Annotated in this window: 25 protein-coding genes; 10 read left to right on the plus strand and 15 right to left on the minus strand. The window is 69.7% G+C overall.

Annotated elements, in window-relative coordinates:
* Positions 1-16: 16 nt before the first annotated feature.
* Genes ACESMR_RS17445 through ACESMR_RS17455 form a run of 3 tightly spaced genes read right to left on the minus strand, consistent with a single transcriptional unit; the run spans position 17 to position 2,945 of the window.
* Positions 17-1,039: a methyltransferase gene (locus ACESMR_RS17445; protein ID WP_373048389.1), complete on the minus strand. Its 1,023-nt coding sequence runs from the start codon at positions 1,037-1,039 to the stop codon at positions 17-19.
* Entirely contained in the window at positions 1,036-2,163 is a 1,128-nt protein-coding gene (locus ACESMR_RS17450) for an aminotransferase class V-fold PLP-dependent enzyme (RefSeq protein ID WP_373048390.1), read from the minus strand. Before ACESMR_RS17450 ends, ACESMR_RS17445 begins: the two co-directional genes overlap by 4 nt.
* Entirely contained in the window at positions 2,160-2,945 is a 786-nt protein-coding gene (locus tag ACESMR_RS17455; RefSeq protein WP_373048391.1) for a tryptophan 2,3-dioxygenase family protein, read from the minus strand. Before ACESMR_RS17455 ends, ACESMR_RS17450 begins: the two co-directional genes overlap by 4 nt.
* A gap of 429 nt (positions 2,946-3,374) precedes the next feature.
* Between ACESMR_RS17455 and mxcH the strand changes: the two genes are divergently transcribed.
* The 5 genes from mxcH to ACESMR_RS17480 all read left to right on the plus strand — a co-directional run bounded on the left by mxcH (position 3,375) and on the right by ACESMR_RS17480 (position 9,148).
* Positions 3,375-5,774: a TonB-dependent siderophore myxochelin receptor MxcH gene (mxcH, locus tag ACESMR_RS17460; RefSeq protein ID WP_373048392.1), complete on the plus strand. Its 2,400-nt coding sequence runs from the start codon at positions 3,375-3,377 to the stop codon at positions 5,772-5,774.
* A gap of 54 nt (positions 5,775-5,828) precedes the next feature.
* Complete coding sequence (locus tag ACESMR_RS17465) at positions 5,829-7,025, plus strand: MxcI (protein ID WP_373048393.1); 1,197 nt, start codon at positions 5,829-5,831, stop codon at positions 7,023-7,025.
* A gap of 68 nt (positions 7,026-7,093) precedes the next feature.
* On the plus strand, positions 7,094-8,578 hold the full coding sequence (locus ACESMR_RS17470) for a PepSY-associated TM helix domain-containing protein (protein ID WP_373048394.1): 1,485 nt from the start codon (positions 7,094-7,096) through the stop codon (positions 8,576-8,578).
* Position 8,579: 1 nt separating this feature from the next.
* Positions 8,580-8,876, plus strand: a complete 297-nt coding sequence (locus tag ACESMR_RS17475) for a hypothetical protein (protein WP_373048395.1) — start codon at positions 8,580-8,582, stop codon at positions 8,874-8,876.
* A complete protein-coding gene (locus ACESMR_RS17480) occupies positions 8,873-9,148 on the plus strand; it encodes a hypothetical protein (RefSeq protein ID WP_373048396.1) in 276 nt (91 codons plus the stop codon). The genes ACESMR_RS17475 and ACESMR_RS17480 overlap by 4 nt, the downstream gene beginning before the upstream one ends.
* A 7-nt stretch (positions 9,149-9,155) precedes the next feature.
* Here ACESMR_RS17480 and ACESMR_RS17485 read toward each other — a convergent pair whose 3' ends face one another.
* Together ACESMR_RS17485 and ACESMR_RS17490 are read right to left on the minus strand one after the other, a co-directional pair.
* On the minus strand, positions 9,156-9,731 hold the full coding sequence (locus tag ACESMR_RS17485; protein WP_373048397.1) for a hypothetical protein: 576 nt from the start codon (positions 9,729-9,731) through the stop codon (positions 9,156-9,158).
* Between the two features lie 180 nt (positions 9,732-9,911).
* Positions 9,912-10,625, minus strand: a complete 714-nt coding sequence (locus ACESMR_RS17490) for a hypothetical protein (protein ID WP_373048398.1) — start codon at positions 10,623-10,625, stop codon at positions 9,912-9,914.
* Between the two features lie 480 nt (positions 10,626-11,105).
* Here ACESMR_RS17490 and ACESMR_RS17495 point away from each other — a divergent pair, with 480 nt between their 5' ends.
* From ACESMR_RS17495 to ACESMR_RS17505, 3 genes are all read left to right on the plus strand, one after another.
* The gene (locus tag ACESMR_RS17495) at positions 11,106-11,897 is read left to right on the plus strand and encodes a hypothetical protein (protein WP_373048399.1); all 792 of its coding nucleotides are present in this window, start codon (positions 11,106-11,108) and stop codon (positions 11,895-11,897) included.
* 98 nt (positions 11,898-11,995) lie between these two features.
* A complete protein-coding gene (locus tag ACESMR_RS17500; RefSeq protein WP_373048400.1) occupies positions 11,996-12,658 on the plus strand; it encodes a hypothetical protein in 663 nt (220 codons plus the stop codon).
* 174 nt (positions 12,659-12,832) lie between these two features.
* Entirely contained in the window at positions 12,833-14,818 is a 1,986-nt protein-coding gene (locus ACESMR_RS17505; protein WP_373048401.1) for a hypothetical protein, read from the plus strand.
* Positions 14,819-15,148: 330 nt separating this feature from the next.
* Here ACESMR_RS17505 and ACESMR_RS17510 read toward each other — a convergent pair whose 3' ends face one another.
* Both ACESMR_RS17510 and ACESMR_RS17515 read right to left on the minus strand, forming a co-directional pair.
* Positions 15,149-15,580, minus strand: a complete 432-nt coding sequence (locus ACESMR_RS17510; protein ID WP_373048402.1) for a hypothetical protein — start codon at positions 15,578-15,580, stop codon at positions 15,149-15,151.
* A gap of 154 nt (positions 15,581-15,734) precedes the next feature.
* Positions 15,735-15,959 (minus strand): hypothetical protein, encoded by a 225-nt coding sequence (locus ACESMR_RS17515; protein ID WP_373048403.1) that lies wholly within the window; start codon positions 15,957-15,959, stop codon positions 15,735-15,737.
* A 198-nt stretch (positions 15,960-16,157) separates the two neighbouring features.
* Between ACESMR_RS17515 and ACESMR_RS17520 the strand changes: the two genes are divergently transcribed.
* Complete coding sequence (locus ACESMR_RS17520; RefSeq protein ID WP_373048404.1) at positions 16,158-16,637, plus strand: hypothetical protein; 480 nt, start codon at positions 16,158-16,160, stop codon at positions 16,635-16,637.
* A 23-nt stretch (positions 16,638-16,660) separates the two neighbouring features.
* Positions 16,661-17,203, plus strand: a complete 543-nt coding sequence (locus ACESMR_RS17525) for a hypothetical protein (protein ID WP_373048405.1) — start codon at positions 16,661-16,663, stop codon at positions 17,201-17,203.
* A 3-nt stretch (positions 17,204-17,206) separates the two neighbouring features.
* On the opposite strand, the gene ACESMR_RS17530 is transcribed toward ACESMR_RS17525, so the two are convergent.
* The 8 genes from ACESMR_RS17530 to ACESMR_RS17565 form a co-directional block, all read right to left on the minus strand.
* The gene (locus ACESMR_RS17530) at positions 17,207-17,722 is read right to left on the minus strand and encodes a hypothetical protein (protein ID WP_373048406.1); all 516 of its coding nucleotides are present in this window, start codon (positions 17,720-17,722) and stop codon (positions 17,207-17,209) included.
* Complete coding sequence (locus ACESMR_RS17535) at positions 17,719-18,171, minus strand: hypothetical protein (protein WP_373048407.1); 453 nt, start codon at positions 18,169-18,171, stop codon at positions 17,719-17,721. The genes ACESMR_RS17530 and ACESMR_RS17535 overlap by 4 nt, the downstream gene beginning before the upstream one ends.
* Before the next feature lie 3 nt (positions 18,172-18,174).
* Positions 18,175-18,738, minus strand: a complete 564-nt coding sequence (locus ACESMR_RS17540) for a hypothetical protein (protein ID WP_373048408.1) — start codon at positions 18,736-18,738, stop codon at positions 18,175-18,177.
* Between the two features lie 8 nt (positions 18,739-18,746).
* Positions 18,747-19,031: a hypothetical protein gene (locus ACESMR_RS17545; RefSeq protein WP_373048409.1), complete on the minus strand. Its 285-nt coding sequence runs from the start codon at positions 19,029-19,031 to the stop codon at positions 18,747-18,749.
* Positions 19,028-19,258 (minus strand): hypothetical protein, encoded by a 231-nt coding sequence (locus ACESMR_RS17550; protein WP_373048410.1) that lies wholly within the window; start codon positions 19,256-19,258, stop codon positions 19,028-19,030. Before ACESMR_RS17550 ends, ACESMR_RS17545 begins: the two co-directional genes overlap by 4 nt.
* A complete protein-coding gene (locus ACESMR_RS17555) occupies positions 19,255-19,881 on the minus strand; it encodes an HK97 family phage prohead protease (RefSeq protein WP_373048411.1) in 627 nt (208 codons plus the stop codon). Before ACESMR_RS17555 ends, ACESMR_RS17550 begins: the two co-directional genes overlap by 4 nt.
* Positions 19,878-20,624, minus strand: a complete 747-nt coding sequence (locus ACESMR_RS17560) for a hypothetical protein (RefSeq protein ID WP_373048412.1) — start codon at positions 20,622-20,624, stop codon at positions 19,878-19,880. The genes ACESMR_RS17555 and ACESMR_RS17560 overlap by 4 nt, the downstream gene beginning before the upstream one ends.
* Positions 20,625-20,699: 75 nt before the next feature.
* Entirely contained in the window at positions 20,700-20,945 is a 246-nt protein-coding gene (locus ACESMR_RS17565) for an HGGxSTG domain-containing protein (RefSeq protein WP_373048413.1), read from the minus strand.
* Between the last annotated feature and the right edge of the window lie 42 nt (positions 20,946-20,987).

Here is a 20,987-nt window from a genome sequence, read left to right on the forward strand (position 1 = left end):
CCTCCCCCCGCCCCGACTACCTCCGCACGCCGGTGACGATCTCCACCGGCCCTGGCAGCACGCGGATCGCGTCGAAGCCGAGGCGATCGAGCGCGTCCACGTAGAAGGAGGCTTCGCGCAGCCTGCTCACGCAGCTGTCCACCCCCACGAGGAAATAGCTCCAGAAGAATTGGGTCGCGAGGCGCGCCGGCGTGCGGAACTCCTCGCAAATCGCGATGCGGGCGCCGGGCCGCAAGGCCTCCCGCGCAGCGGCGAGGAGCCGCAGCGCCACCTCGGTCGGCCAGTCGTGGAGCACGCGCACGAAGGAGAGCACGTCGTAGCCTGCAGGTAGCGGCGCCGCGAGGAAGTCGCCGCCGACGAAGCCCAGGCGCTCCCCTACCCCGCTCTCCCGGCGCACCGCCTCCACCAGCGGCGCCACCGCAGGCAGGTTGAAGACGTCGGCGCCAAGCGATCCCTGCTCTCCGAGCACGGACGCCGCCAGCGTCCCATCCCCACCGCCCACGTCGAGCCAGCGCTGCGCGCCGCCGAAGATCGCCGCGCCGTTGAGGCGAAAGCTCTCCCGGAAGGGCCCGAGGCCTGCGGTCATGCTCCGCTCGAACGAGGCGACCTGCGCCTCCGACGCCGGTGGCCAGTCGAAGCACGCCCGGGAGACGGCGTCGGTGCCGCGCAGCAGCGCCGGCAGGCGCCCCTCGATCTGCCGCCACGGTTGGCGGTCCCGGTCGCGCTCGATCGAGGCCGGACCGAGGACGCGCTCCGCCGCGGCGCGCACGCCGTCGACACCGCGGTAGCGGGTCGCCTCCAGCGTCTCGCCGTCCTCCGTACGCACCGCCAGCTGGAGGCTCTCCAGGCAGTCGAGCAATTTGTAGAGCCGCAGCGGCTGCAGCTCGAGGCGCGCGGCGAGCTCGCCCAGGCGAAACTCACCTGCCTCGAGTGCGGCCAGGACGCCGAGGTCGCTCGCTGCCTGGACCACCTCGATCGCCTTCGATCCGTTCCAGAGCAGGTGGAGGAGCGAGGCGGGATCGAGCCGGATCGCGCTCATGCGGCCTCCCTTCGCACGCGGGCGAGTGCTGCGAGGAAGCGCTCCACCTCCTCCGCGGTGTTGTAGAAATGCGGCGCCACCCGCAGCGCGCCGCGCCAGCTGCAGACGAAGCCCTCCCGTACCAGCGCCGCGGCGGCCTGCCGATCGCCGGCGAAGTGGAGGGCCACGATTCCGCCGCGCTGCGCCGGCGCTCGCGGCGTCGGGCTCTCGATCCCCGCAGCATCCGCCCACTCGAGGATGCGCCCGGTGAGACGGAGCGAGTGGTCGCGGATCGCCTCGCTGCCTGCGCTGCGGACGAGATCGAGGCCGACCCGTGAGAGCATCGCGGGCAGCACCGCAGGGGTTCCGGCGGCGAAGCGGAGCGCGGAAGGGGCACGGCCCCGTGGCGTCTCGAAGGAGAAGGGATCGCTCCCGGCCATCCAGCCGGTGGCTGCTGGCTCCAGCGTGGGCAGGAGCTCCGGACGCACGTAGAGGAACGCGCTCTCCACCGCGCCACAGAGCCATTTGTGCGCCCCGCCCAGCAGGAAGTCGGGCTGGAGATCACGCACGTCGACCGGCAGCGCGCCCACCGTCTGGTAGGCGTCGACGATCACCAGCGCCCCGACACGGCGGGCTGCCCGCACGATGCGCCGCAGATCGAGGAGCCTGCCGGTGCGGAAGCTGGCGTGGGTGACGCAGACCGCGAGCACCCGTTCGTCCAGCACCGCCTCGATCGCTGCCTCGGGCTCCTCCCCCGTCGCCACCACCTCCGGCTCGGCGCCGTAGCGCCGGAACGACTCCCAGATGAACGGCACGGTGGGAAACTCGAGGTCGGTGGTGATCACGCGCCGCCGCGCGCCTTCGTACGAGAAGCAGGACGCGACGCGACCGAGCAGGGTCGAGACGCTGCCGTCGGTCACCACCGTTCCCGGTGCGGCGCCGAGGAGCTCCTCGAGGCCGGCGTGGTAGCGCTGCAACTCCCGCCACCAGCCCTCCCAATGCTCGTCCCGCCAGTCGCGCAGTGTCTCCGCGTAGCGGGCGAGCACCGCGTCCATCCCGCGGGGGAAGGCGCCGGTGGAGTTGCTGTTCAGGTAGACCGTGCGCTCGAGGATCGGAAATTCGGCGCGGAGCGCTGCCAGGCTCACGACGCCTCGCTCCGGCGCTGCGCGCCAGGCGCATGGCCGCCCGCGCGATCCCACGATGCGGTGAGTTCGCCGCGCAGCTCCCAGAGCCGCGGCAGCAGCGGCTGCGTCATCCGCCCCACCAGCACCTGGGTGGAGACGCCGTCGAGGGCGCGGATCTGCTTGCCCACGCCGATGGTGCGCCGCACGAGCTGGTAGTGGAGCACCAGCCAGTTCTGGTAGCCCTCGTCGAAATCGACGAGCTGCTCGCAGATGCGCTTCACGTCGTCGTTGCCCGGCGCGTAGGCCTCGGCGATCGGCAGGTGCCGGCGCTCGAGGAGGCGGTCGAGCGCTGCTGCGAGCGCCTCGCCCACGAGGCGGACGGCGTTGAAACCCGGCGATTCCTGGCCGCTGCCGTTGCCCAGGCTGCGGCGGATCACCTGGTAGGCGTCGGGGGTGAGGGTCTCCAGCACCTGCATCGAGGCGTGCAGCGAGGTGAAGATCCGGCAGGAGCGGGAGAGCGCTTCCGAGGCCTGCCAGAGCGCGTCGGCGTCGAGCGCTTCCACCACCGCGGCGCCCTCGTGCGCGACCAGCTTGAGCCAGAGCTCCTGGGTCTGGTGGACCACCTGGAACATCAGCTCCTCGGGGGCGACCAGCTCGTCGCGGCTCGTCTGCAGCGTGAGCAGCTCCGGCGTGCGGAGATAACGCTCGTAGTCGAGATCACCGGTGCCGACGGGCCGCTTCAGGATCGCGTTGTAGATGGGCTCGTCGAGCTGGCGTCGAAGCTGCTTCGCGAATGCGCTCAAAACATCCTCCTCTCGATCGTGGGGCGGCCGCGCGGCCGGCCGCCCCCAGGACAAAGACGGCACAGGTGTCGAATTTGCATCTCTCTTCGGCCACGTCGAGGGAGCTGATGTATGCGCATCTCGGACTCTCCGTGAAGACGACAACGACCTACACGCCGGGCGTCGGCGCTGGCGCGAGGCCGCACCGGCAGCGGCGCTGCCAGGTTGCAGCGCCGGTCGGTGGCGTGGCGCGTGCGCTCGGCCGCAACGTTCCCCTTGACCGCAACCTCGCTTTCGTGGCGGAATGCGCCACGGTTGACTTTGACATCGATTCTCATTTTCTAAATTCGGATCATCATGCTGCTGCACCCCGTGCCCTCCTCCCGCCGCTCCGACGAACGCACGACGTGGGTCCGCCGCGCGTCTCGCCGCAGCATCCGGTCGGCGCTGGTGGCAGCGATCCTTCTCGCCGCCCCCTCCACCTGGGCAGCCGGCGCCGGCCTCACCGCTCCGCAGATCGTCACCCCAGCTGAGCCGGCGTACCCGCCGGAAGCGCTCGCCGCCGGGCTCGAGGCGCGGGTGGTGCTGCGGCTCACCATCGACCAGGAAGGCCACGTCGTCGATGCCGAGGTCGTGGAAGGTGCGGGCCACGGCTTCGACGTGGCAGCCGCCGCAGCCGCCGGCGAGATGCGCTTCTCGCCGGCGCTGCGGGGCGAGACCCCGATCGCCTCGCGGATCCTCTTCTCCCACGACTTCCGCCTCGAGGCCCCCCCGCGCCCTGCCCCGACGGCGGCACCTGCCGGGGACGGCGAGGTGCCGCTCGAGGTCGTCGTGCGCCGCAGGTCGGAGGCGGAGGAGCTCCGTCGCTCGGCGGAGGCCGTGCAGGTCCTCGAGCTCGAGGGCGAGCACACGGAGTCCGCCGATCTCGGCGAGGTCCTCGCTCGGACCGAGGGCGTCGGCGTGCGCCGCGGCGGCGGCCTCGGCTCGGGCACCCGCTTCTCGCTCGCCGGCTACACCGACGATCAGATCCGCTTCTTCCTCGACGGCATCCCGCTCGAGCTCGCGGGGCAGCCCTTCGGCATCTCCAACGTGCCGGTCAACCTGGTGGAGCGGGTCGAGATCTACCGGGGCGTGGTGCCGATCCGCTTCGGCGCCGACGCCCTCGGTGGCGCGGTGAACCTGGTCACGCGGCGGGAGCGCGAAGGCACCCACGGCTTCGCCTCCTACCAGCTCGGCTCCTTCGGGACCCACCGCGTCGCCCTGGGCGGCAGCCACCTCGACGAGACGAGCGGCTTCTTCGCCAGGGCCTCCGCCTTCTTCGATCGGGCGGAGAACGACTACACGATCACCGTGGAGCCGGAGGATCCCGAGACCTCGCGGGTCCTCGAGCCCACCGAAGTCGACCGCTTCCACGACGCCTACCTCGGCGCCGGCGGCGGGGTGGAGATCGGTTTCGCCGACCGCGCCTGGGCGCGCCGCCTCTCGCTGCAGGGCTTCCTCGCCGGCCTGGACAAGGAGCTGCAGCACAACCTGGTGATGCGCATCCCCTATGGCGATGCGACGTACGGCCAGCTCAACGGCGGCCTGACCCTCCGCTACGAGCACGACCTCGGTGCCGACACCACGCTGCACGCGCTCGCCGGCTACACCCGCGATCGCACCCACCTCCTCGACGTGGGAACCTGTATCTACGACTGGGAGGGCAACTGCGTCCGGCCCGACTCGACGCCCGGCGAAGTCGAGTCCCGTGCCCGCGACCAGGTGCAGGAGACCGACAGCGTCTTCGGCCGCGTCAACCTCGCCTGGGAAATCGCCCCCGACCACGCCCTCCGCTTCTCACTCGCTCCCACCCTCGTCACCCGCAGCGGCGAAGAGCGCCGGCAGCTCCCCGGCGAACGCGATCCGCTCGGCGCCCGTCGCGACATGCTCGTTCACGTCGGCGGCCTCGAATACGAAGTGGACCTCTTCGACGACCGGCTCGAGAACATCACCTTCGTCAAGAGCTACCTGCAGGTGCTCCGCTCCGAGGAGCCGCTGCCCGGCGACGTCTTCCGCAGGCAGGACCGGGACACCCACGGCTTCGGCTTCGGCGACGCGCTCCGCTACCGCTTCCACGATGTGGTCCAGGCCAAGACCTCCTACGAGCTGGCGACGCGTCTCCCCCGGCCCGACGAGCTCTTCGGCAACGGCGTCCTCGTCGAGCCCAACCTCGCCCTCGAGCCCGAGCGCAGCCACAACTTCAACCTCGGCGCGACGGTCGACGCCCCCACCCTCGCCGGCCAGGTCCGCTTCGACGTCAACGGCTTCCTCCGTCTCGCCGACCAGCTCATCTTTCTGGTGGGCGACGACAACGGCTACATCAACCGCAACGTCGAGGGGGTGCGCTCCCTCGGTGTGGAGGCAGCCGCAGGCTGGACCTCGCCGGACGGGCTGGTCGCCGTCGACGCCAACGCCACCTGGGTCGACATGCGAAATACCGCGGCGGAGGGCCCCTTCGCCCGCAACGCCGGCGATCGTCTCCAAGGCCGGCCGTGGCTCTTCGCCAACCTCGCGGTGCGTTTCGACGTGCGCGACACCCTCGGCAGCGGCGACCTCTCGCTGGCCTGGCAGAGCCGCTACGTGCACGAGTTCTTCCGCAACTGGGAGAGCGACGGCGCCCTCGAATACAAGGACATCGTCCCCTCCCAGCTGCTGCACGCCGTGACCGCGACCCAGCGGGTCGACACCGATCTCGCCGCGCTCAGCTTCGGCGCCGAGGTCCAGAACCTCACCGACGCGGCGACCTTCGACTTCTTCGGCCTGCAGCGGCCGGGACGCTCGTTCCACTTCAAGACCACCGCCGAATTCTAGCCACCGCGCGGCGCCCCCACCGCCGCGCCCCTTGCCTGCAACGGAGCAACGCAGATGAAGAAGCACCTCCCGCTCGTCCTCCTGGCAGCCGCCCTCGGCGGCTGCGCCACCGAGATCGCCGACGATTCGACGCCGCCCATCGGCGAAGGCGCCGTCTACCTGATCCACTCCGCGGTCCAGGGCACCGACGAGCGCGCCAACTACTTCACCCTCGTCAATCGCCTCGAGGACGGCTCCCTCGACTACGGCCACTCGCTCGAGCTGATGGGCAGGCCGCGCCTCTACGCGCAGGAGGGGCTCGGCTTCTTCGCCATCGCCAACGCCGAGGATCTCAGCATCACCCGCTACGAGATGACCGAGGACGGCTCCTTCCTAGAGGGGGCGAAGATCTCGCTCCGGTCGAAGGGCGTGCGTTCCCTCGGCGCGCAGGCGGTCCACTTCGTCAGCGCCACCAAGGCCTACTACAAGGACTCCAACGAGGCGCAGATCATCGTCTGGAACCCCACGGAGATGATCGTCGAGAAGACGATCGAGCTGCCGCGGACGCTGCTCCGCGAAGGCTGGGTGACCAGCCTCGGCGACTGGGCCGCCCGCGACGGCGAGGCCTTCTTCACCGTCGGCTGGAGCAGCACCACTTACGATCGCGTCGCCGCCGGCTCGGCCCTCGTGCGCATCGACACCACCACCGACGAGGTGACCGTCACCGAGGAGACGCGCTGCCGCGGCATGGAGACCGCCGGCAACGTCGACGGCACGCTCTACTTCTTCAGCGGCGTGATCAACGGCTTCGGCCACCAGGTCTATCCCGACGAGGGCGGGCAGCAGGATTGCTTCCTCCGCATCCTCCCCGGCAGCACCGGCTTCGACGCCGAATTCGTGGGCAGCCTCTCGGACGCCCTGCCCGCCGGCACCGCCGCCACCGCAGCGGCCCTCACCGCCGACGGCGAGGTCTGGGCGCAGGTGGTCGATCTCGACACGGCCCCCACCGCCCCCGGCTCGACCTACGGCGAGTGGTACGCCGCCGACTGGACCTGGTGGCACATGCAGGTGGAGACCCTCGCCGAGCCGGTGCAGGTCCCCGGCTCGCCCGGCGCCTACAGCAGCTTCACCGTGAGCACCGACACGGGCTTCTACATCAGCCAGACCGCGGCCGATTACTCCGAGACGACCCTCGTCGACCTGGGTGGCGGCCAGCCGCAGCCCGGCCTCTCGCTGGGCGGCTTCGTCCTCGACATCGTGCGCGTGCGCTGAAGCGCCCCTCGCCCGGTGACGCCCGTGGTGGCGCCATCGGGCCTTCGCCTCACCGGAGAACGAACGAGATGGCCAGCCCCGCCAACCGCGCCCATCGGATCCTCTGGGACGTCCACGCCTGGGTCGGCGTCGTCGCGGGCCTCCTCCTCTACGTGATGTTCTTCACCGGGGCCTTCGTCCTCTTCCGCAGCGAGCTGCGTACGTGGGCGGAGCCGACGCGGCAGGCGTCACGCCAGTCGGTGGAGGAGGTGGTCGCGCCGCTCCTCGCCTCCAACGACGACGTCGCCTGGGTCTTCGAGCTGGGCGACGGCGGCACCTCGGTGATCGGCGGCCAGACCCGCGCTGCAGGAGCGCGGGCGCCCTTCACCATCGACGGCGCGACCGGCGCTGCCGAGCCCGAACGCACCGCCGTCGAGCGCATCCTCTGGCACCTCCACTTCCTCTACCAGCTGCCCTTCGGCTTCTACCTCTCCGGCTTCGTCGGCATGGCGCTGGTGCTGGCCGTCGTCACCGGCACGGTGATCCACTGGCGGAACATCCCCTCGCAGCTGCTGCGCTTCCGCCCGACGAAGGCGGCGAAGATCGTCTGGACCGACGCCCACAAGGTGCTCGGCACCGTCGGACTCCCCTTCCTGCTCATCTTCGGGCTCACCGGCGCGGCGATCTGCCTGGGCCCGCTGCTCCTCGAGGCCCATGCCGCCGCGAGCTTCGGCGGCGATCACGACGCAGGCGAGGAGCTGCTCGGCTTCGTCCACGCCGACGTCGAGCCTGCTGGTGCGAAGGGCCCCCGCCTGCCCTACGACGAGCTCGTCGAGAAGGCGAAGGGCGCGATCCCGGGGCTCGTGCCGGAGTGGATGCGCTTCCAGCACCCCGGCGACGCCAATGAAGTGGTGAACCTCTACGGCTCCCACGTCGAGGGGGAGCCCTTCGGCTATGCCACGGTGCTGCTCCGTGCCAGGGACGGCGAGGTCCTCGCGGCGACCGTCCCCTCCGAGCGCGGTCCAGGCGCACGCACCACCGCCGCGATCTACGGCCTCCACTTCGTGAGTTACGGCGGCATGGCCCTGCGCCTCGTGCACGCCTTCCTCGCGCTCGGCGGCTGCGTCACCATCCTCAGCGGCTTTGCCGTCTGGCTCGCCCGCCGCGAGGCCCGGCACGCCACCGCCTTCAACCACATCCTCCTCCGCCTCGTCGTCGGCACCGGCGCCGGCCTTCCGCTCGGCACCGCCGCCCTCTTCGCAGCGAGCCGGCTGCTCCCGCCCGACCTCGCCTGGCGGGTGGGCTGGGAGAACGTCGCCATCTTCGGCACGTGGCTCGCCGCAGCGGTCTACGCCTTCGCGCCCCTCGCGCCGCGCCGGATCGTGCGCGATCTGCTCGCCACGACCGGCCTGCTCTTCGGCGCCGCCGTGCTGCTCGATCTGGCTGCAGGCGTGCGCTGGGAGGCAGCCGGGATGAACGTCGCCCTGGCGGGGCTCGCATTGCTTTCGACCTGGATCGCCACGCGAATCCACGTTCCGTCGCGGGCCCCGGCGCTCGCGCTGCAGGAGAGCTGAAGTGGAGCTCGCCACCGGACTCGCCCTCCTCTTCGTCGGCGTCGCCCTCGCGCGCTCTGCAGCGCCGGCGCGCCTGCCGGTGCAGGCGGTGCGCCTCGCGGGCCTCGTGCTCGTGGCGGTGTCGGCGCGCTGGTTCTTCGGGCCAGGAGGCGCCTTCGTCGGAATCGTCCAATACCTGCTCGGCCTCTCGCTGGTGGCGAGCGCCTACGCCCTCGCCGTGCCGCTCCATCCGCTGGTGGCCCCGGTCGCCACGGGTTGCATGGCCCTGGTCGCCGTCGCCCTGGAGCTCGCGCGATGAACCTCGCAACCGATCACGGCCTCGGCCGCACCACCGCTGCGCTCCTGGGCAGCCTGCCCGCGGCGCTGGCGACGAGCGTCGCCATGGTGCAGCTCCTGCCCTTCGGCCTCGAGCTCCGCTTCATGCTGGGCTTCTTCGCGTTCTTCGTGCTCTGGCCCGCAGCGATCTGCGTGCTCTTCCTGGCACGTTCGGGTCTGCGGGCGTGGGGCCTGGCGATCCTGCTCACCGCTGCTGCGGCGGGCCTCGCCGCCCTCTGCAGCGGCGCGACTTGATCGCGCCTCACGGCCCGCTCCACCCCACCGCCACGTCGAGGGTGGTGGCCCAGCCTCCCGACGAGAGGAGCCGCTCCCCGCGCAGCTGGAAGGAGAGCGCCAACGGCGCGGGCGTGAGCAGGTAGCCACCTGCAACGGACGCCACGCCGTCGAAGCCGCCAGCAGGGACGGACGGACACGCAGCCACCTCGCAGCCGACCTGGTACCACTCGTAGCGGGCGAGGCCGAGGCCGCCGCGGAGGAGGAAGCGCGATCGCTCCGTGCCGAGGGCGAGCACACCCTCGGGGATCGCCAGGAAGGCGCTGCGGAAGTTGTAGGCGGTCAGGCCCGGCTCGTTCCAGGTGGTCTCGCCGGCGGCGCTGGCGGCGAGGGTGCCGCCGAGGCCCCAGCGCGAGTCGAGCCAGGCCTCGCCCTCCAGCGCGGCGCGGCCCGCGACGCCGAGGTCGCTGAAGCCGCCGCCGAGCCCGACGCGAAGGGAGAAGGGGCCGAGGGGATCCGGCCCGCCGGGGCGATCCCCCGGCGGATCGCCGTGGGCCGCGAGGGGAACGAGGACCGCAAGCAGGGCGAGCGTACGTGCGAGCATGGCCGACCTCCGTGCCGGGCAGGCTGCGTCGCCGATGGAGCCCTCGCCAGCGCCCCCGCTCACGCCAGGGACGCCCCGTGTTTCCGTGGACCGTGGGTCGGGTCGGGACTCGCCCCACCGACGGCAGTGCCCCCCGGCGAACCGGGCGGGCACGGACCAACACGATTGCCTCGGCAGCGACTAGTACGGCGCCGGGTAATCGTCGCAGTCGATGATGTGGATCGGGATGCTGAGCTTCGAGGTGTGCTGATCGTAGGCGCCGTCGTCGCGAACGTGGATCGTCAGCCAGTAGTCGCCCACGTACGAGTAGTACGCATCGACGGTGGCCGTGGCGATGCACTTTCCTTCCACCTTGTAGGGCGGCATGAAGTGGCCGATCGAGAGGTAGGGATTCCTCGACTGCCACTCGACCTCGAGGTCCTCGCAGCGCGTATCCTCGTCCGACAACACCGCGGCGATCACCACGTTCGTGTCGTCCTTGCAGATGAACTTGTTCGCAGGTTCGTAGGTGTACTCGAACCAGAACTTGATGTCCTTGATCGTGGGCCGGTGATCCTCCTTGACGATGGTGTCCAGCGCGCCGTTGTCTTCGCCGCAGACCAGCTTGACCTTGATCTCCGTGGTCTTCTTGGGCTCGACGAGGGCCTTGTAATGATCCTTCTCCGACTCACAGTCGGGATCGGGCGACTGGACCCGAACCTCGTAGACCCCCGGCGGCAGCACGACGAGCTCGTCGCAGAACGTGCTGCCGTTCAGCTTGTGATCCTTCTTCTTGCAGTCGATCAGGTACGACTCGTCCCGATCGAAGACGTTCTGGATCGCGATCACGGCGAGGTTGCCGTCCAGGTAGCCGTCCAGCGCCAGGTGCACGTTGCCCGCTTCCTCCCCGAACACGCCCGTTCCATCCGACGTGTCGGAGGACGAGCCGCAAGCAGACACCACCCCAGCCAGCGCGACGAGCGCGCAACCCATCCATACATTCTTCATCCGAGAATCCCCCACTTCGTGATGCATCATCCCGGCAACCGGGCGAGCGAGCCCTCGTGCAACGAGTGGACCGCCCGCCAGCTGGCCGAAAGCGCTCGCTCGCCTGGTCGCCATGGGCATCGGCGTGGGAGGGATGGGTACTTCGCTCGCCCGATTGAGAACGTGTCTACCGACGCACTGGATCGGGCATCCTGGGTTTGGTAGCCCGGCGGGGGAGCGCGGGGAATCTGCTTCATCACCCGTGGAACCGGAGGTTCCACATGCGGAGGCGCCGTTCCCAGCCCTCGCGTGATCTCCGGGCGCCACAAGCCCGCCGATCGCGGCCCGCTCGTTGCACACGGGCTTCCGGCCCGGTCACGGATCGGTGAAAGCAATCGGGGGAAAATCATGCACAAGCGTACGGGAGTATCCGCGCTGGTCGCGGTGGCCGCGCTGCTGTCGGCGTGCAGCGGAACATCCAGCAGCTCCGCGGAAGCGTTCTCGAGTGGCGGCGACGCGGGTGAGCTGCACTTCGCGATGAAGGGCGAGGGCGTCGATTCGACCATCGTCATCCGCAACGTCTTCGAGCCGGACGACTTCTATTTGATCGAGTGCATGGAGAAGGATCACCTGCTCGACGGGCAGGCCTTCTGCGACGAGCTGGTGGTGCTGCCGCCTGGTGTCTACGAAGTCAAGGTGCAGTCGCAGGATCCGAATTGCCGCTCGGAGAAGGACCACTACAAGATTCTCGTCGAGCCTCGCAAGACCGTCGAGCTCGACGTCAAGCTCTTCTGTTCCGACGACGGCGGCGGCCTGGACGTGATCGTCACCAGCTGGAACCAGCCCTCGTTCGACTCGGTCCAATTCGAGACCGAGGGCGGTGCGTACACGAACAAGAACATCTGCCAGTACGAGGAAGACGTCTGGGTCACCATCAACGTGAAGGATTCCGACACGGACTGCGACGACCTGTCCGTGAACTGGTCCGTCACCGACGGAGCGGCTGCTGCGAGCCTCATTCTGCAGGAGACGACGGGGCCCCACGCTCCGGACGGCTCGGTCTGCCATTTCTCGGCGCTGCTCGACTCGTCGGTGGTTCTCGGGACCTACCGGGTGACCTTCACCGTGTCCGACGACGAGACGCCGACGAATTTTCTCAAGTTCCCCGTCTACATCATCGACTGCGGCAACGGGAGCTGACGCGCGGCACGACGAAGTTCCGGGTCCGCCGGTTCGCCGGCGGAGGTCCATGCGGCAGCACCCGGGGTGTGTCCCGGGCGGCCGTGCAGGGAGGAACAATGAATCGCAAAGCATGTCTCGCGGCGGTCGTGCCGCTACTGGCTCCCCTCGCCGCGAACGCCGCGGCGCCTTCGCCGGAGGGCCTGGCCACAGGAGCCCCCGCGACATCGCTCGTTTCGCTCCACACGGCAGCGGGCGCGAGCCTGGCGCTCGGGCGGCCCGAGATCCTCGAGGGGGAGGTGATCTTCGGCACCGCGTTCGATCTCGGCGCCGCCTTCCATCTCACCGACTGGCTGGCCGTGCCACTCGAGCTCCGCTATCGGACGGCGTCGGTGGGACTCGACAGACTGCAGAGCCGCTGGATCGGTTTCGACACCTCGACGGTTCTCGTCGGCTCGGGGGCGAGCTTCGCCGTCCTCGGGACGGAGCGCTACGAGCTGCGCGCCACCGCACGCGGCGGCCTCGCGCTCCAGAGCAGCGAGGTGATCGACCGCACGGACTTCTTCGCCTGGAGCTCGAGCGGACCCTACGCCGGAGCCGGTATCGACGTCGCCGTCTTCCCGCTGGCGGGGGCGCGATCGCTGGAGGTGGGTCTCGCGGTGAGCGGAGACGCGATCTTCACCTCGATGGAGAGCGATCAGCGCTTCGCCTGGGAGACGGAACCGGCAGACCGGGTCGACGTTTCGACGGCGCTGCTCTTCCGGGCGGGCTGGCACCTCTGATCTGCGATCCTCGCACGGTCTGCGCCGGGCGCCGTGACCCGATGCCTCCGCCCCAGACACGTCCAAACGAGCACCAGGGCCGACGGCCGGCAGCTTCGTGGTGCAGCTTTCCGCACTATGCTCGTGCTCCTCCCGGATGGCTCTTCTCCTGCTCTTCCTGTGTGGAGGCGACACATGCGACACCATCTGGCCGGGGTGATCCTGCCCCTGCTCGCGGCCTGCTCCGATCCAGCCCCCCCTGCAGCCAGGCCCGCGCCGCAGCCACCCGGCGAGCCGGTGCGCCTGCTCGGAATCGAAGTCGGCGAGGCGTCCCTGTTGGAGGAGGCCCGGGTGGACGAGCGGGTTCTCGTCCAGCCGGCGCTCCGAGACGTCGGTGACGATCCCGCCCCCATGCTGGTGGTGCGAGCGACCGCCGCCATGCCGTCCCGCGCGCGGCTCGAAGCTGCGGATGGCACCCTGCTCTTCGATGGCCTTCTCGAGATGCAGGAGGGGATCGGCCGGATCCCCCTCGAAGGTCTGCTCTCGGTCCAGGTTCCGTACCGACTCTCGCTCGAGCCCGCGGAAGCCGTGCGCTTCGGCACCGCGTCGGTCGATCGCGTGGAAGCGTGCTTCTTCCTCGATGGCACACTCGGCCCGGAGCACGAGGCGGACGTCCACCTTCCGGTCCTGGCCGCCGCCCACCTCCATCGACTGGTCGGCGATTCCTTCGAGGTGAACGTCGCCGCCACCGACGCCACCGGGATCACGTTGCTGGAGGCGTGGGTCGGCCCGGAGCTCGAGCCGACCCGGCCGCCCGTGCAGGTGCCGCTGGCGTGGGACGCTGCGACCTGCCGCTTCCGCGGCGTGGCGCTCGCGCCCGAGTGGATGGCCGGCGGCGTGTGGAGCCTCCGCGGGATCGCCGCAGTGGACGCCGCGGGCAACGAAGGCTCGCTCGCGCTGGCGGACGGCCTGCCGGCAGGAGCACCGCTCCGCTTCGAGATCGGCAATCCGGTGCCCTTCGAGCCACCGCTGCTCGAGCTTCCCTTCCGGGAGGCCGATGCAGTGCCGCCGGAGATCACCGCTGCGGCGCTGGTGAGCGACGAAGCGACGGCAACGGTTCGGGTCACCGCGGCGGACGGCGGCGCGGGTGTCGCCAACGCGTGGGCCGTCGTACGCCTGCCGACCGGGGCGTCGATGTTCGGGGAGTTGGAGGAGGTCGCGCCCCGGCAGTGGGAGGTGGTGCTCGCCTTGCCGGAAGGCACGGCAGCGGGCGTGCAGCGCCTGGAGACGATCGGCGTTGCAGACCGCTCCGGAAATCGCGCGGAGCTGGTGGCCGCAGGCGAGGAATACCGGCTGCTGCACTGCGGCGCCGCCGGCTGCACGGACGTGGCGTCAGGGATGGCGGTTGCTTCCGAGACCCATCCCGGCACCGGTCCTGATCGCCAGGGGCCCGTTCTCCGGATGCTCGCCGGCGCACGTGCGGTCGAGTCGCTTCCCGCAGACGTCGGCCTGCAGGTTGGCTGGGAGGATCCCGGTAGCGCCGTGGTGCAGATGGAGGCGACGCTGGAGCCGCGCTGCGGGACCGGATCTCCCATCCGCCCGGCGTTCGTCGCCGAGGACGGCAAGTGGACGGCTTCGGTGCAGTTCACCGCGCCCGGCCAGCTGCAGGTCTGCTCGTTGGAAGCGACCGACGCAGCGGGAAACACGTCGCGCTACGTGGCCCGTGACGGCTACTACGAGGGACCTGCAGGTCCGAGCGGCCTGCGCGATCTCACCCTGGTCGTGGGGGGCCGGGAGACACCTCCCGTCGACACGGTGCTGCAGGCGGTCGCACTCGACCAGGACGCTGGCGCGCCTGTCGCCACGCTCCGCCTGCAGATCGCAGGCAGCGAGGATCCGTCCGAGGTGGAGGCGCTGATCGCCGTGGAGTGCGAGGGCGGCACGCGCCGGAGCGCCAGCCCGCAGATCTTCGCGCTCGGCGGCGGCACGTATGCCGCACAGCTGCCGATCCTTCCCTCGCTCTGCGGCGGCACGCTCCTGCCCACCGAGATCGTGCTCCGCCATGGGGACGACCGGCTGGTGCGGTACCAGTATGACCCCGCGCAGCCGACGTATTACCGCGTCGAAGGGTACGGCGATCTCGAAGCGACCGACCTGCCGGTGCCGGTGGTGCGTCGCTAGCGGTGCAGGCGTACGTGGTCGGGAAGCCACCGAAAACAGAAAGGGCGGGAGCCGAAGCCCCTGCCCTCTCGCCAAACCCTGAATTTTCGAGGGATTTTCTGGTGGCCCCAACAGGACTCGAACCTGTGGCCTACGGTTTAGGAATGCGAAGAAGCGCCGTCCGTAGAGTGCTCGTCCGTGTCATTTCGCCCGCTTAGCGGACACGACGGACGACAGCGAACGGGACGAACGGAGAGCGGGTGTTGTCAAACCTGTTGTCAGCCGCTGGCCACGAAAAAGGGCGGCCCCCACCGGAAGCCGCCCCCGTGCCGTTCGCCGTTGCGCCCTGGGTTACGAGGCCGCCTTCTCCTCGGCCTCTCGGGCGGCGCGCTCGGCTTCGCGCTTCTCGGCGGCGGCGCTGTGGAAGTCGTGCCACGCGAAGAAGCGCTCGGCCGGGAGCATGCCGGCGCGGCGGAGCGACCTGACGGTGCTCGCGTAGAGCGCACGGGTCTGCGCCGGGGTGGGGTCGCCCTTGGTGAAGAAGATCAGCAGCGCGCGATCGGGCGCCGTGCGGACGAGGCAGGAGTTGTCCTGATCGCAGAGGGCGTTGAGGGTCACGCGGATCCCCAGCTTCGCGCCCCAGGCGTCGAGGTGCTGGACCTTGTGCTCCCTCTCCCACCGGGCGGTCGCGGCATCCCTTGCCGCCTGGTCGACGGTCGGCTCGGTGGTGGTGGCGGGCTTCTGCTTGCGGGACTTCTCGGTCTGTGGGTAGATCTCGGGCATGGCTGCGTCCTCCTAGACAGGGCAGCGGTCGTAGAAGGGCGTCAGGACCGGCCAGGGTCCCGGCGCCCTTCGTGCATTGTGACTCCGCGCGCACGTCCTCCCGCGGCAGCTGCGCGGAAGCGCTGCCGGGGAATCCTTGGATGGTGGGCGGGTGCTATTTGCGCTTGCCGCGTGGCCGCTGCTGCTCGGCGTCGACCATCTCGAGGCCGCGCTGCAGGAGCTCCTTCACCACGTCGACCTCCTGCACGCGAACCGAATCCCGCAGGTATTCGGGCACCTGCTCGCGGACCTCCGCCTCCCGCTGCTCCCGCAGGGCGCAGATGCGCTCCCACAGATCAACGGGGAGCCGGTAGGTCCTCGATTTGGTGTTCGCCGCCACGGAGCTGCCTCTCGACGCGAGGTGAGCGGCAAGGTCTACCCGATGCTCCGTGAGGTCGCCAGAAAGCGCCATCGTCCCTCCCCCATTCACTTGCCGTGCAGCCTAGCGCCACCCTGTAAGACGGCGCAAGACTCCGTAAGCCAAGAAGGCGATTTTGCTGCCAGTGCGTTCCTCCCTTTTTCTTCCTTGGGAGGGGGCATGCGGCAGGTCATCGCGGCGGTGGCACTGGCATCATTCCTGGCGCCCGGTGTGGCGTCCGCGCAGGATGGCTACCCGCGCCTAGTCGAGAAGGATGGGCAGGTCTGCCTACAGGAGCTCGACAGCTATGGAGTCGTCGAGGAGCGCTGCCAGGCGAAGCCATCCTCCCCGGCAGCGGTAGACCTTGGCATTCGACCGGCGTTGGCTTCTCCGAATCCGGCGCCGATTGATGCCGCGGAGTCGCTTAGCTGGGCCTCTGTGAAGTACAGCTGGAGCGCCGCGTTCAAGTGGTCGGCGATCACGAGCGGCGTTGCCGGCACGGCGCTGCTGGTCGACGGCATCTCTGATGACGGAAGCGATTCCAGCACCGCCGGATGGCTCTTTGTCGGAAGCGCCGCGCTCAGCTTGGTGCTCGCCCTTGTGATCGACGGGAGCGCCGCGGATGACGTGGCTGATGCTCGTAGGGTGCTCGCGCGCTGAGGGCGCGCTAGGGGGGGACGGCAATGCGGAAGATCATCTCGTCGGCGGTATTGGTTTCCATGCTGGCGCCGGGGGCTGCGTTGGCGCAGGCCCCACGGTTCTACGAAAAGGGGGACGAGCTCTGTGTCGAGGCATACGACGGGGAAGGCTACCTCGTCGAAATGTGCCGCCCGAAGCCGGGGACACAGCTGCGCCAGCCGGAACTCGGCGAGAGCGCTCCCTTCTCCGGGCGGCGGTGGTCGACCGATCCCATAGCCACCGCGCGCCGGCACGCTGGTGACGACGAAGGGGGCGGCGGGGCCTTCGGTGGCGGCTTCGTCGCAGGCCTCTTCCTTGGCCTGGTGGGCACCGCCGTTGCTGGCGTGGTTGCATCCAGCTCGAACGTCACGCCCCCGGAGCCGCCGGAGGAATACCCGCAGGAAGCGAAGTGGGCCTACCGGCAGGCGTATACGAACGAGGTGCAGAGCACGCGAACCGGCAGCGCCATCGCTGGCGGCGTCGTGGGAACGCTCCTGCTTGCCGGCGCCGTGGTGGGCATCATCGTCGCCACGGGCTCCATCGACTAGCCGCTAGCCCGTCGCCCTCGATGCGTAGGCGATCAGCAAGATCGACTTGGTGGAGAGCAGGCGCCGGGTGTCGAACAGGTCCTCTGCGACGCCCATCGTGAAGGTCTGCGGGTCGTCATCGCTCCGCCTGCACCATCCGCCGAAGGCCATCGATCCATCGGTGCCGTAGGCGAAGATCTGCGCCCCGTGGAGTCGCCATGCGGGCTGCAGCGTTCCCTGGAAGCCGCGCAAGGCGCCGCGCCAGGAAGGGCTACCGTCCCAAACGCCACGCTGCTCGAGGATTTCGAGGGTGTGCGCGTTGAGGGATTCGCTTCCCGTTGCCGGCGAACGGAAGAAGGCAAGCGCCGCAGGCACGACTAGCACGTCATGGGTGCCGGTGAACGAGGGTTGCGCCATGTGCTCGGCGAGCAGATGAGCCCGTGCGTCCCTGGTTAGCTCGAGGGCGCGGTTGAGCAGTTCGACCGGGATCACGTCGTCGACGCCAAGATGCTGGTGCGGGCGCTTCAGGGGAAGACTCACAGGCGCACCCCCCAGACCTGGATCAGGCAGGACGCATCCGCCGCGGCGAGCGACGAGTCGTAGATCTGCACGTAGGTCGTCGACTGCGTCTTGTCGCCGGGGCTGTAGAGCTCCTCGGCGCCGAACGGCTCGACTCCATCGGGATGGCCAACCGCCATCCAGGAGAGCGCGTCATCCAGCATCGGAGCGGTGAGCGTGACCTTGAGCAGGCCCACGCCGACGCGGGAAACGCTGCAGCCCTCTGCCCATTGGGTCGTGTAGCTGCTGCCGTTCCACTCCACGTAGGCAGAGGCGGCGGGGGCTGGGAGAAGGTGCTCGCCCTCCTCGGTGTGGCCTGCGAGGAAGTTGGGGACGAAGGCTTCCGAGAACCGAGGGATCGCGTTCGCGTCGTCCGGGGTGAAGGGATCGTCGACCTGCCGGTCATTTCGAAGGTACGGGATCTCGCTCATGGGTCAGCCCTCGTAGACGAGGAAGGCGCAGTCACCGTGCGCGAGGGCGAGCCCTGCGGCGGTGGTGCCTTCGTAGCGGTTGACGGCGAGCTTCGTGGTGGTGGTGACGCTCGCCTTGCAGACGCGGATCAGCTTGGCCGCCGAGCCATCGAACGCCGTGATCGGAGCCCACAGCGAGGCACCAGCGATGCCGAGCCGCGTGGAGCCGAGGGCCTGCGAGAGCGTGACCTCGATCACGCCGGGAGATCCGATCGACGAGGTGATCGTCGCCACCGACGCCCCCACCGTGCCGAGCAGGTAGGAGCCGGGATCGACCACGTACTCCATCTCGCCGGCATCCCACCGCAGGACCAGCATGGCGCGGGCGATCTTCGGGGTGTCGTGGTGCCCACTGGTGGCGTGCTCTGCGGTGGTCACGTCGTACACGTCACGGAGCCAGGCGAGGTTGCGGTTGATTCCTAGCGGCTCGGGCGCGCCCACGCTTTCGACGCCGATGGGATCGCGGACGGCGTACCGGAGAGGTCGCTGGGCGCTGCCGGGGAAGGTGATCGGTTTCAGCTGCGGCACGTTGCCTCCTAGTCGATCGGCGCTTCGCGCGTGAGGGTGAGCCGGCCCACGCCGGACGGAGAGCGAGCCGACCACGTTTCGGCGGTCGGCACGTAGACCTGCAGCTGCGTCCCCCTGGTCAGCGGCGTGCCATCGTCAGGGCCGATGCTGTCGCCGATCCGCAGGTAGACGGTGCCGCAGTCGACGGTGAGCAGGTACGGCCCCTCGGGCACTTCGAAGGTGCGGCCAACGGGCGGGATGAACTGCTGATCGATCCCCTCGCCGTGACCGAAACAGCCCCAGCGCCAATTCACCGATCACCGCCGAATCCGAGCGCCTTGGCCTTCCTGCGCATCTCGAGGATCTGCTCGGGGATGGGGTCGCCACCGAGAGCGGCGAAGCGGGCGACCTCGGCCTCGCGCTTCTCCACCATCGCGCGGAACTGCGCGTGGCGCTCCATCACGTCGGCGGGAGCGCTGCCGTGCGAAGCACGCTCAACCTTGGTGCTGCGGATGTTCGGGGTCCATTCCAGGCGGGTCATGTCGTTCTCCAGTAGCGAGGCGCTCGGTTTTCGATGTCGAGAAGCCGGATCCAGTCGAGGATCGTTGCGTCCGTTCGGCTTGCCTCGGGGGCCGAAGGGAGTGCAGCGATCCAGGTGTCGGGGTAGGCAGGCGATGTGACGGGGGCCACGTCCTCGAGCCGTCCGCGCTTCACCACGCGCACCATCTCGCCGCCGCGGTGCTCGAAAGCGTGCTCGGTGCAGTGGAAGCGGAAGCTCATCCGCAGCTCTTCGCGGCGCACGGCGCCGACAAGTCGGCTGCCGAGGTAGGAGCGGGATGGCTCGATGGCGAAGGCGATGCCGTGGGGGGTTGGGAAGAGCCGCAGCCCGCCGCCGTGGTTGTCGCCGACGACGCGGTGCCGCTCATGGTTCCACCGCACCTCGATGCGATCCCCCAGTGCGAGGGAGTCGTCGAAAGCGCCGGGGCGGATGATCTCGCGGAAGGTGCGGTCGTACTGGCGCAGGGTGATTGACGGGCTGTCGTAGAGCACGGCGTAGCCGACGAGGAGCGCGTCATCCGTCGACGCGGTGGCCTGGGGGCTACGCCGTTCGTAGGCAGGGAGAGCGCCCCAGCGAACCGGGGCGCGTCTCTGCTCGCTCGTCACGCGCCCCAACCTTCGTCGGCGACCGGCTTGCCGGCGATGCGGGAAGCGATCCTGGCGAAGGTGCTGCGGCGGGTCGGTGCATCCTTCGCCCGCAGATCATCGCCGCCGGAGAGAGGACCGACGCCGGGGGCCTTGAGCTTCGGCGTCACCTCGAGGCCGATCTTCTGTGCTTCCCGTAGCCATGCGCTGGTGCGGGACTGGTTGTCGCGCAGACCGATGGAGGTGATCGACGGCAGGTTGGGGAGGGCCAGGTCGACGCGGACGCCACCGCCCTGGAGCACTTCACGGAAGCGGCGCTCGTCGTCGACCAACTCCGCCACCTCGGCGAGCTTGTCGGCGATCTGCTGCAGGAGCGCCCGATGGCCGGGAGCCAGGGCGCCGCAGATCTCCTGCGACACCTCGTTGGCCGTCTGCGAGATGCGCGTCTTCTGCATCTGCAGGGCCTTCTCGACGAGCCGCCGCTTGTCGTGCAGCGCGTCCAGCTGCGCCCGTGCTTCCTTGTCGGAGACGGTGAGGTCGCGGTCGAGGACGCTGGTGTCCCCATCGAGGAGAGCAGCTGCAGCTTCGTCGGAGCCATGGCCGGCGGAGATGGTCTGCCACTTCTCCCGGATCTGCCGCTCGATCTCGGCGAGGTCCCCCTCGAGCTGCTTCTGCTTGGCGACCTGCGCGGCGTAGCGCGGCACCTCGGCGAGGTTGAGGGGCAGCCCCTCGGGGATCTCGATCGTCTTCTTCGTCTTCGCCATCGTCTTCTCCTTCGGTGCCGCTTCCTGCGGCGGGTCATCGACCGGGCGGGCACTCCTGCCCCGCTGGCGGTCGGGTTACTTGCGAGGGGTCAGCCCTCGCGCCTCGAACATCGCGGTCACAGCACGGGCGAGTCCTTCTGCGGTGCGGGGGCCGGTGCTCCAGCCGCCGTGAGCGGCGCAGCGACCGTTGCGTGGAAAGCCGGTCTGCGGGTTCTCGACGGGCCGGCAGCCGCACTTGCGGCCATCGGGGAGACGAGCGCCACAGACCGCGCGGGCCTGGATCTCGGCGGGTGTCATCTGGCGGGAAGCTGCAGCGCCCATGAAGTGCAGTCTATCGCAACCGTGTTGCAAATACGACTGTTA

It is taken from the genome of Vulgatibacter sp. (assembly GCF_041687135.1).
In the GTDB taxonomy this organism is placed as follows: Bacteria; Myxococcota; Myxococcia; order Myxococcales; family Vulgatibacteraceae; genus JAWLCN01.

Excerpts from the sequence above, each read along its gene's own strand:
- ACESMR_RS17535 (WP_373048407.1), bottom strand. The coding sequence starts at position 18,171 with ATGAGCGAGATCCCGTACCTTCGAAATGACCGGCAGGTCGACGATCCC.
- ACESMR_RS17445 (WP_373048389.1), bottom strand. The coding sequence starts at position 1,039 with ATGAGCGCGATCCGGCTCGATCCCGCCTCGCTCCTCCACCTGCTCTGG.
- ACESMR_RS17485 (WP_373048397.1), bottom strand. The coding sequence starts at position 9,731 with ATGCTCGCACGTACGCTCGCCCTGCTTGCGGTCCTCGTTCCCCTCGCG.
- ACESMR_RS17505 (WP_373048401.1), top strand. The coding sequence starts at position 12,833 with ATGCGACACCATCTGGCCGGGGTGATCCTGCCCCTGCTCGCGGCCTGC.
- ACESMR_RS17520 (WP_373048404.1), top strand. The coding sequence starts at position 16,158 with ATGCGGCAGGTCATCGCGGCGGTGGCACTGGCATCATTCCTGGCGCCC.
- ACESMR_RS17495 (WP_373048399.1), top strand. The coding sequence starts at position 11,106 with ATGCACAAGCGTACGGGAGTATCCGCGCTGGTCGCGGTGGCCGCGCTG.
- ACESMR_RS17525 (WP_373048405.1), top strand. The coding sequence starts at position 16,661 with ATGCGGAAGATCATCTCGTCGGCGGTATTGGTTTCCATGCTGGCGCCG.
- ACESMR_RS17550 (WP_373048410.1), bottom strand. The coding sequence starts at position 19,258 with ATGACCCGCCTGGAATGGACCCCGAACATCCGCAGCACCAAGGTTGAG.
- ACESMR_RS17510 (WP_373048402.1), bottom strand. The coding sequence starts at position 15,580 with ATGCCCGAGATCTACCCACAGACCGAGAAGTCCCGCAAGCAGAAGCCC.
- ACESMR_RS17470 (WP_373048394.1), top strand. The coding sequence starts at position 7,094 with ATGGCCAGCCCCGCCAACCGCGCCCATCGGATCCTCTGGGACGTCCAC.
- ACESMR_RS17480 (WP_373048396.1), top strand. The coding sequence starts at position 8,873 with ATGAACCTCGCAACCGATCACGGCCTCGGCCGCACCACCGCTGCGCTC.
- ACESMR_RS17565 (WP_373048413.1), bottom strand. The coding sequence starts at position 20,945 with ATGGGCGCTGCAGCTTCCCGCCAGATGACACCCGCCGAGATCCAGGCC.
- ACESMR_RS17560 (WP_373048412.1), bottom strand. The coding sequence starts at position 20,624 with ATGGCGAAGACGAAGAAGACGATCGAGATCCCCGAGGGGCTGCCCCTC.
- ACESMR_RS17500 (WP_373048400.1), top strand. The coding sequence starts at position 11,996 with ATGAATCGCAAAGCATGTCTCGCGGCGGTCGTGCCGCTACTGGCTCCC.
- ACESMR_RS17465 (WP_373048393.1), top strand. The coding sequence starts at position 5,829 with ATGAAGAAGCACCTCCCGCTCGTCCTCCTGGCAGCCGCCCTCGGCGGC.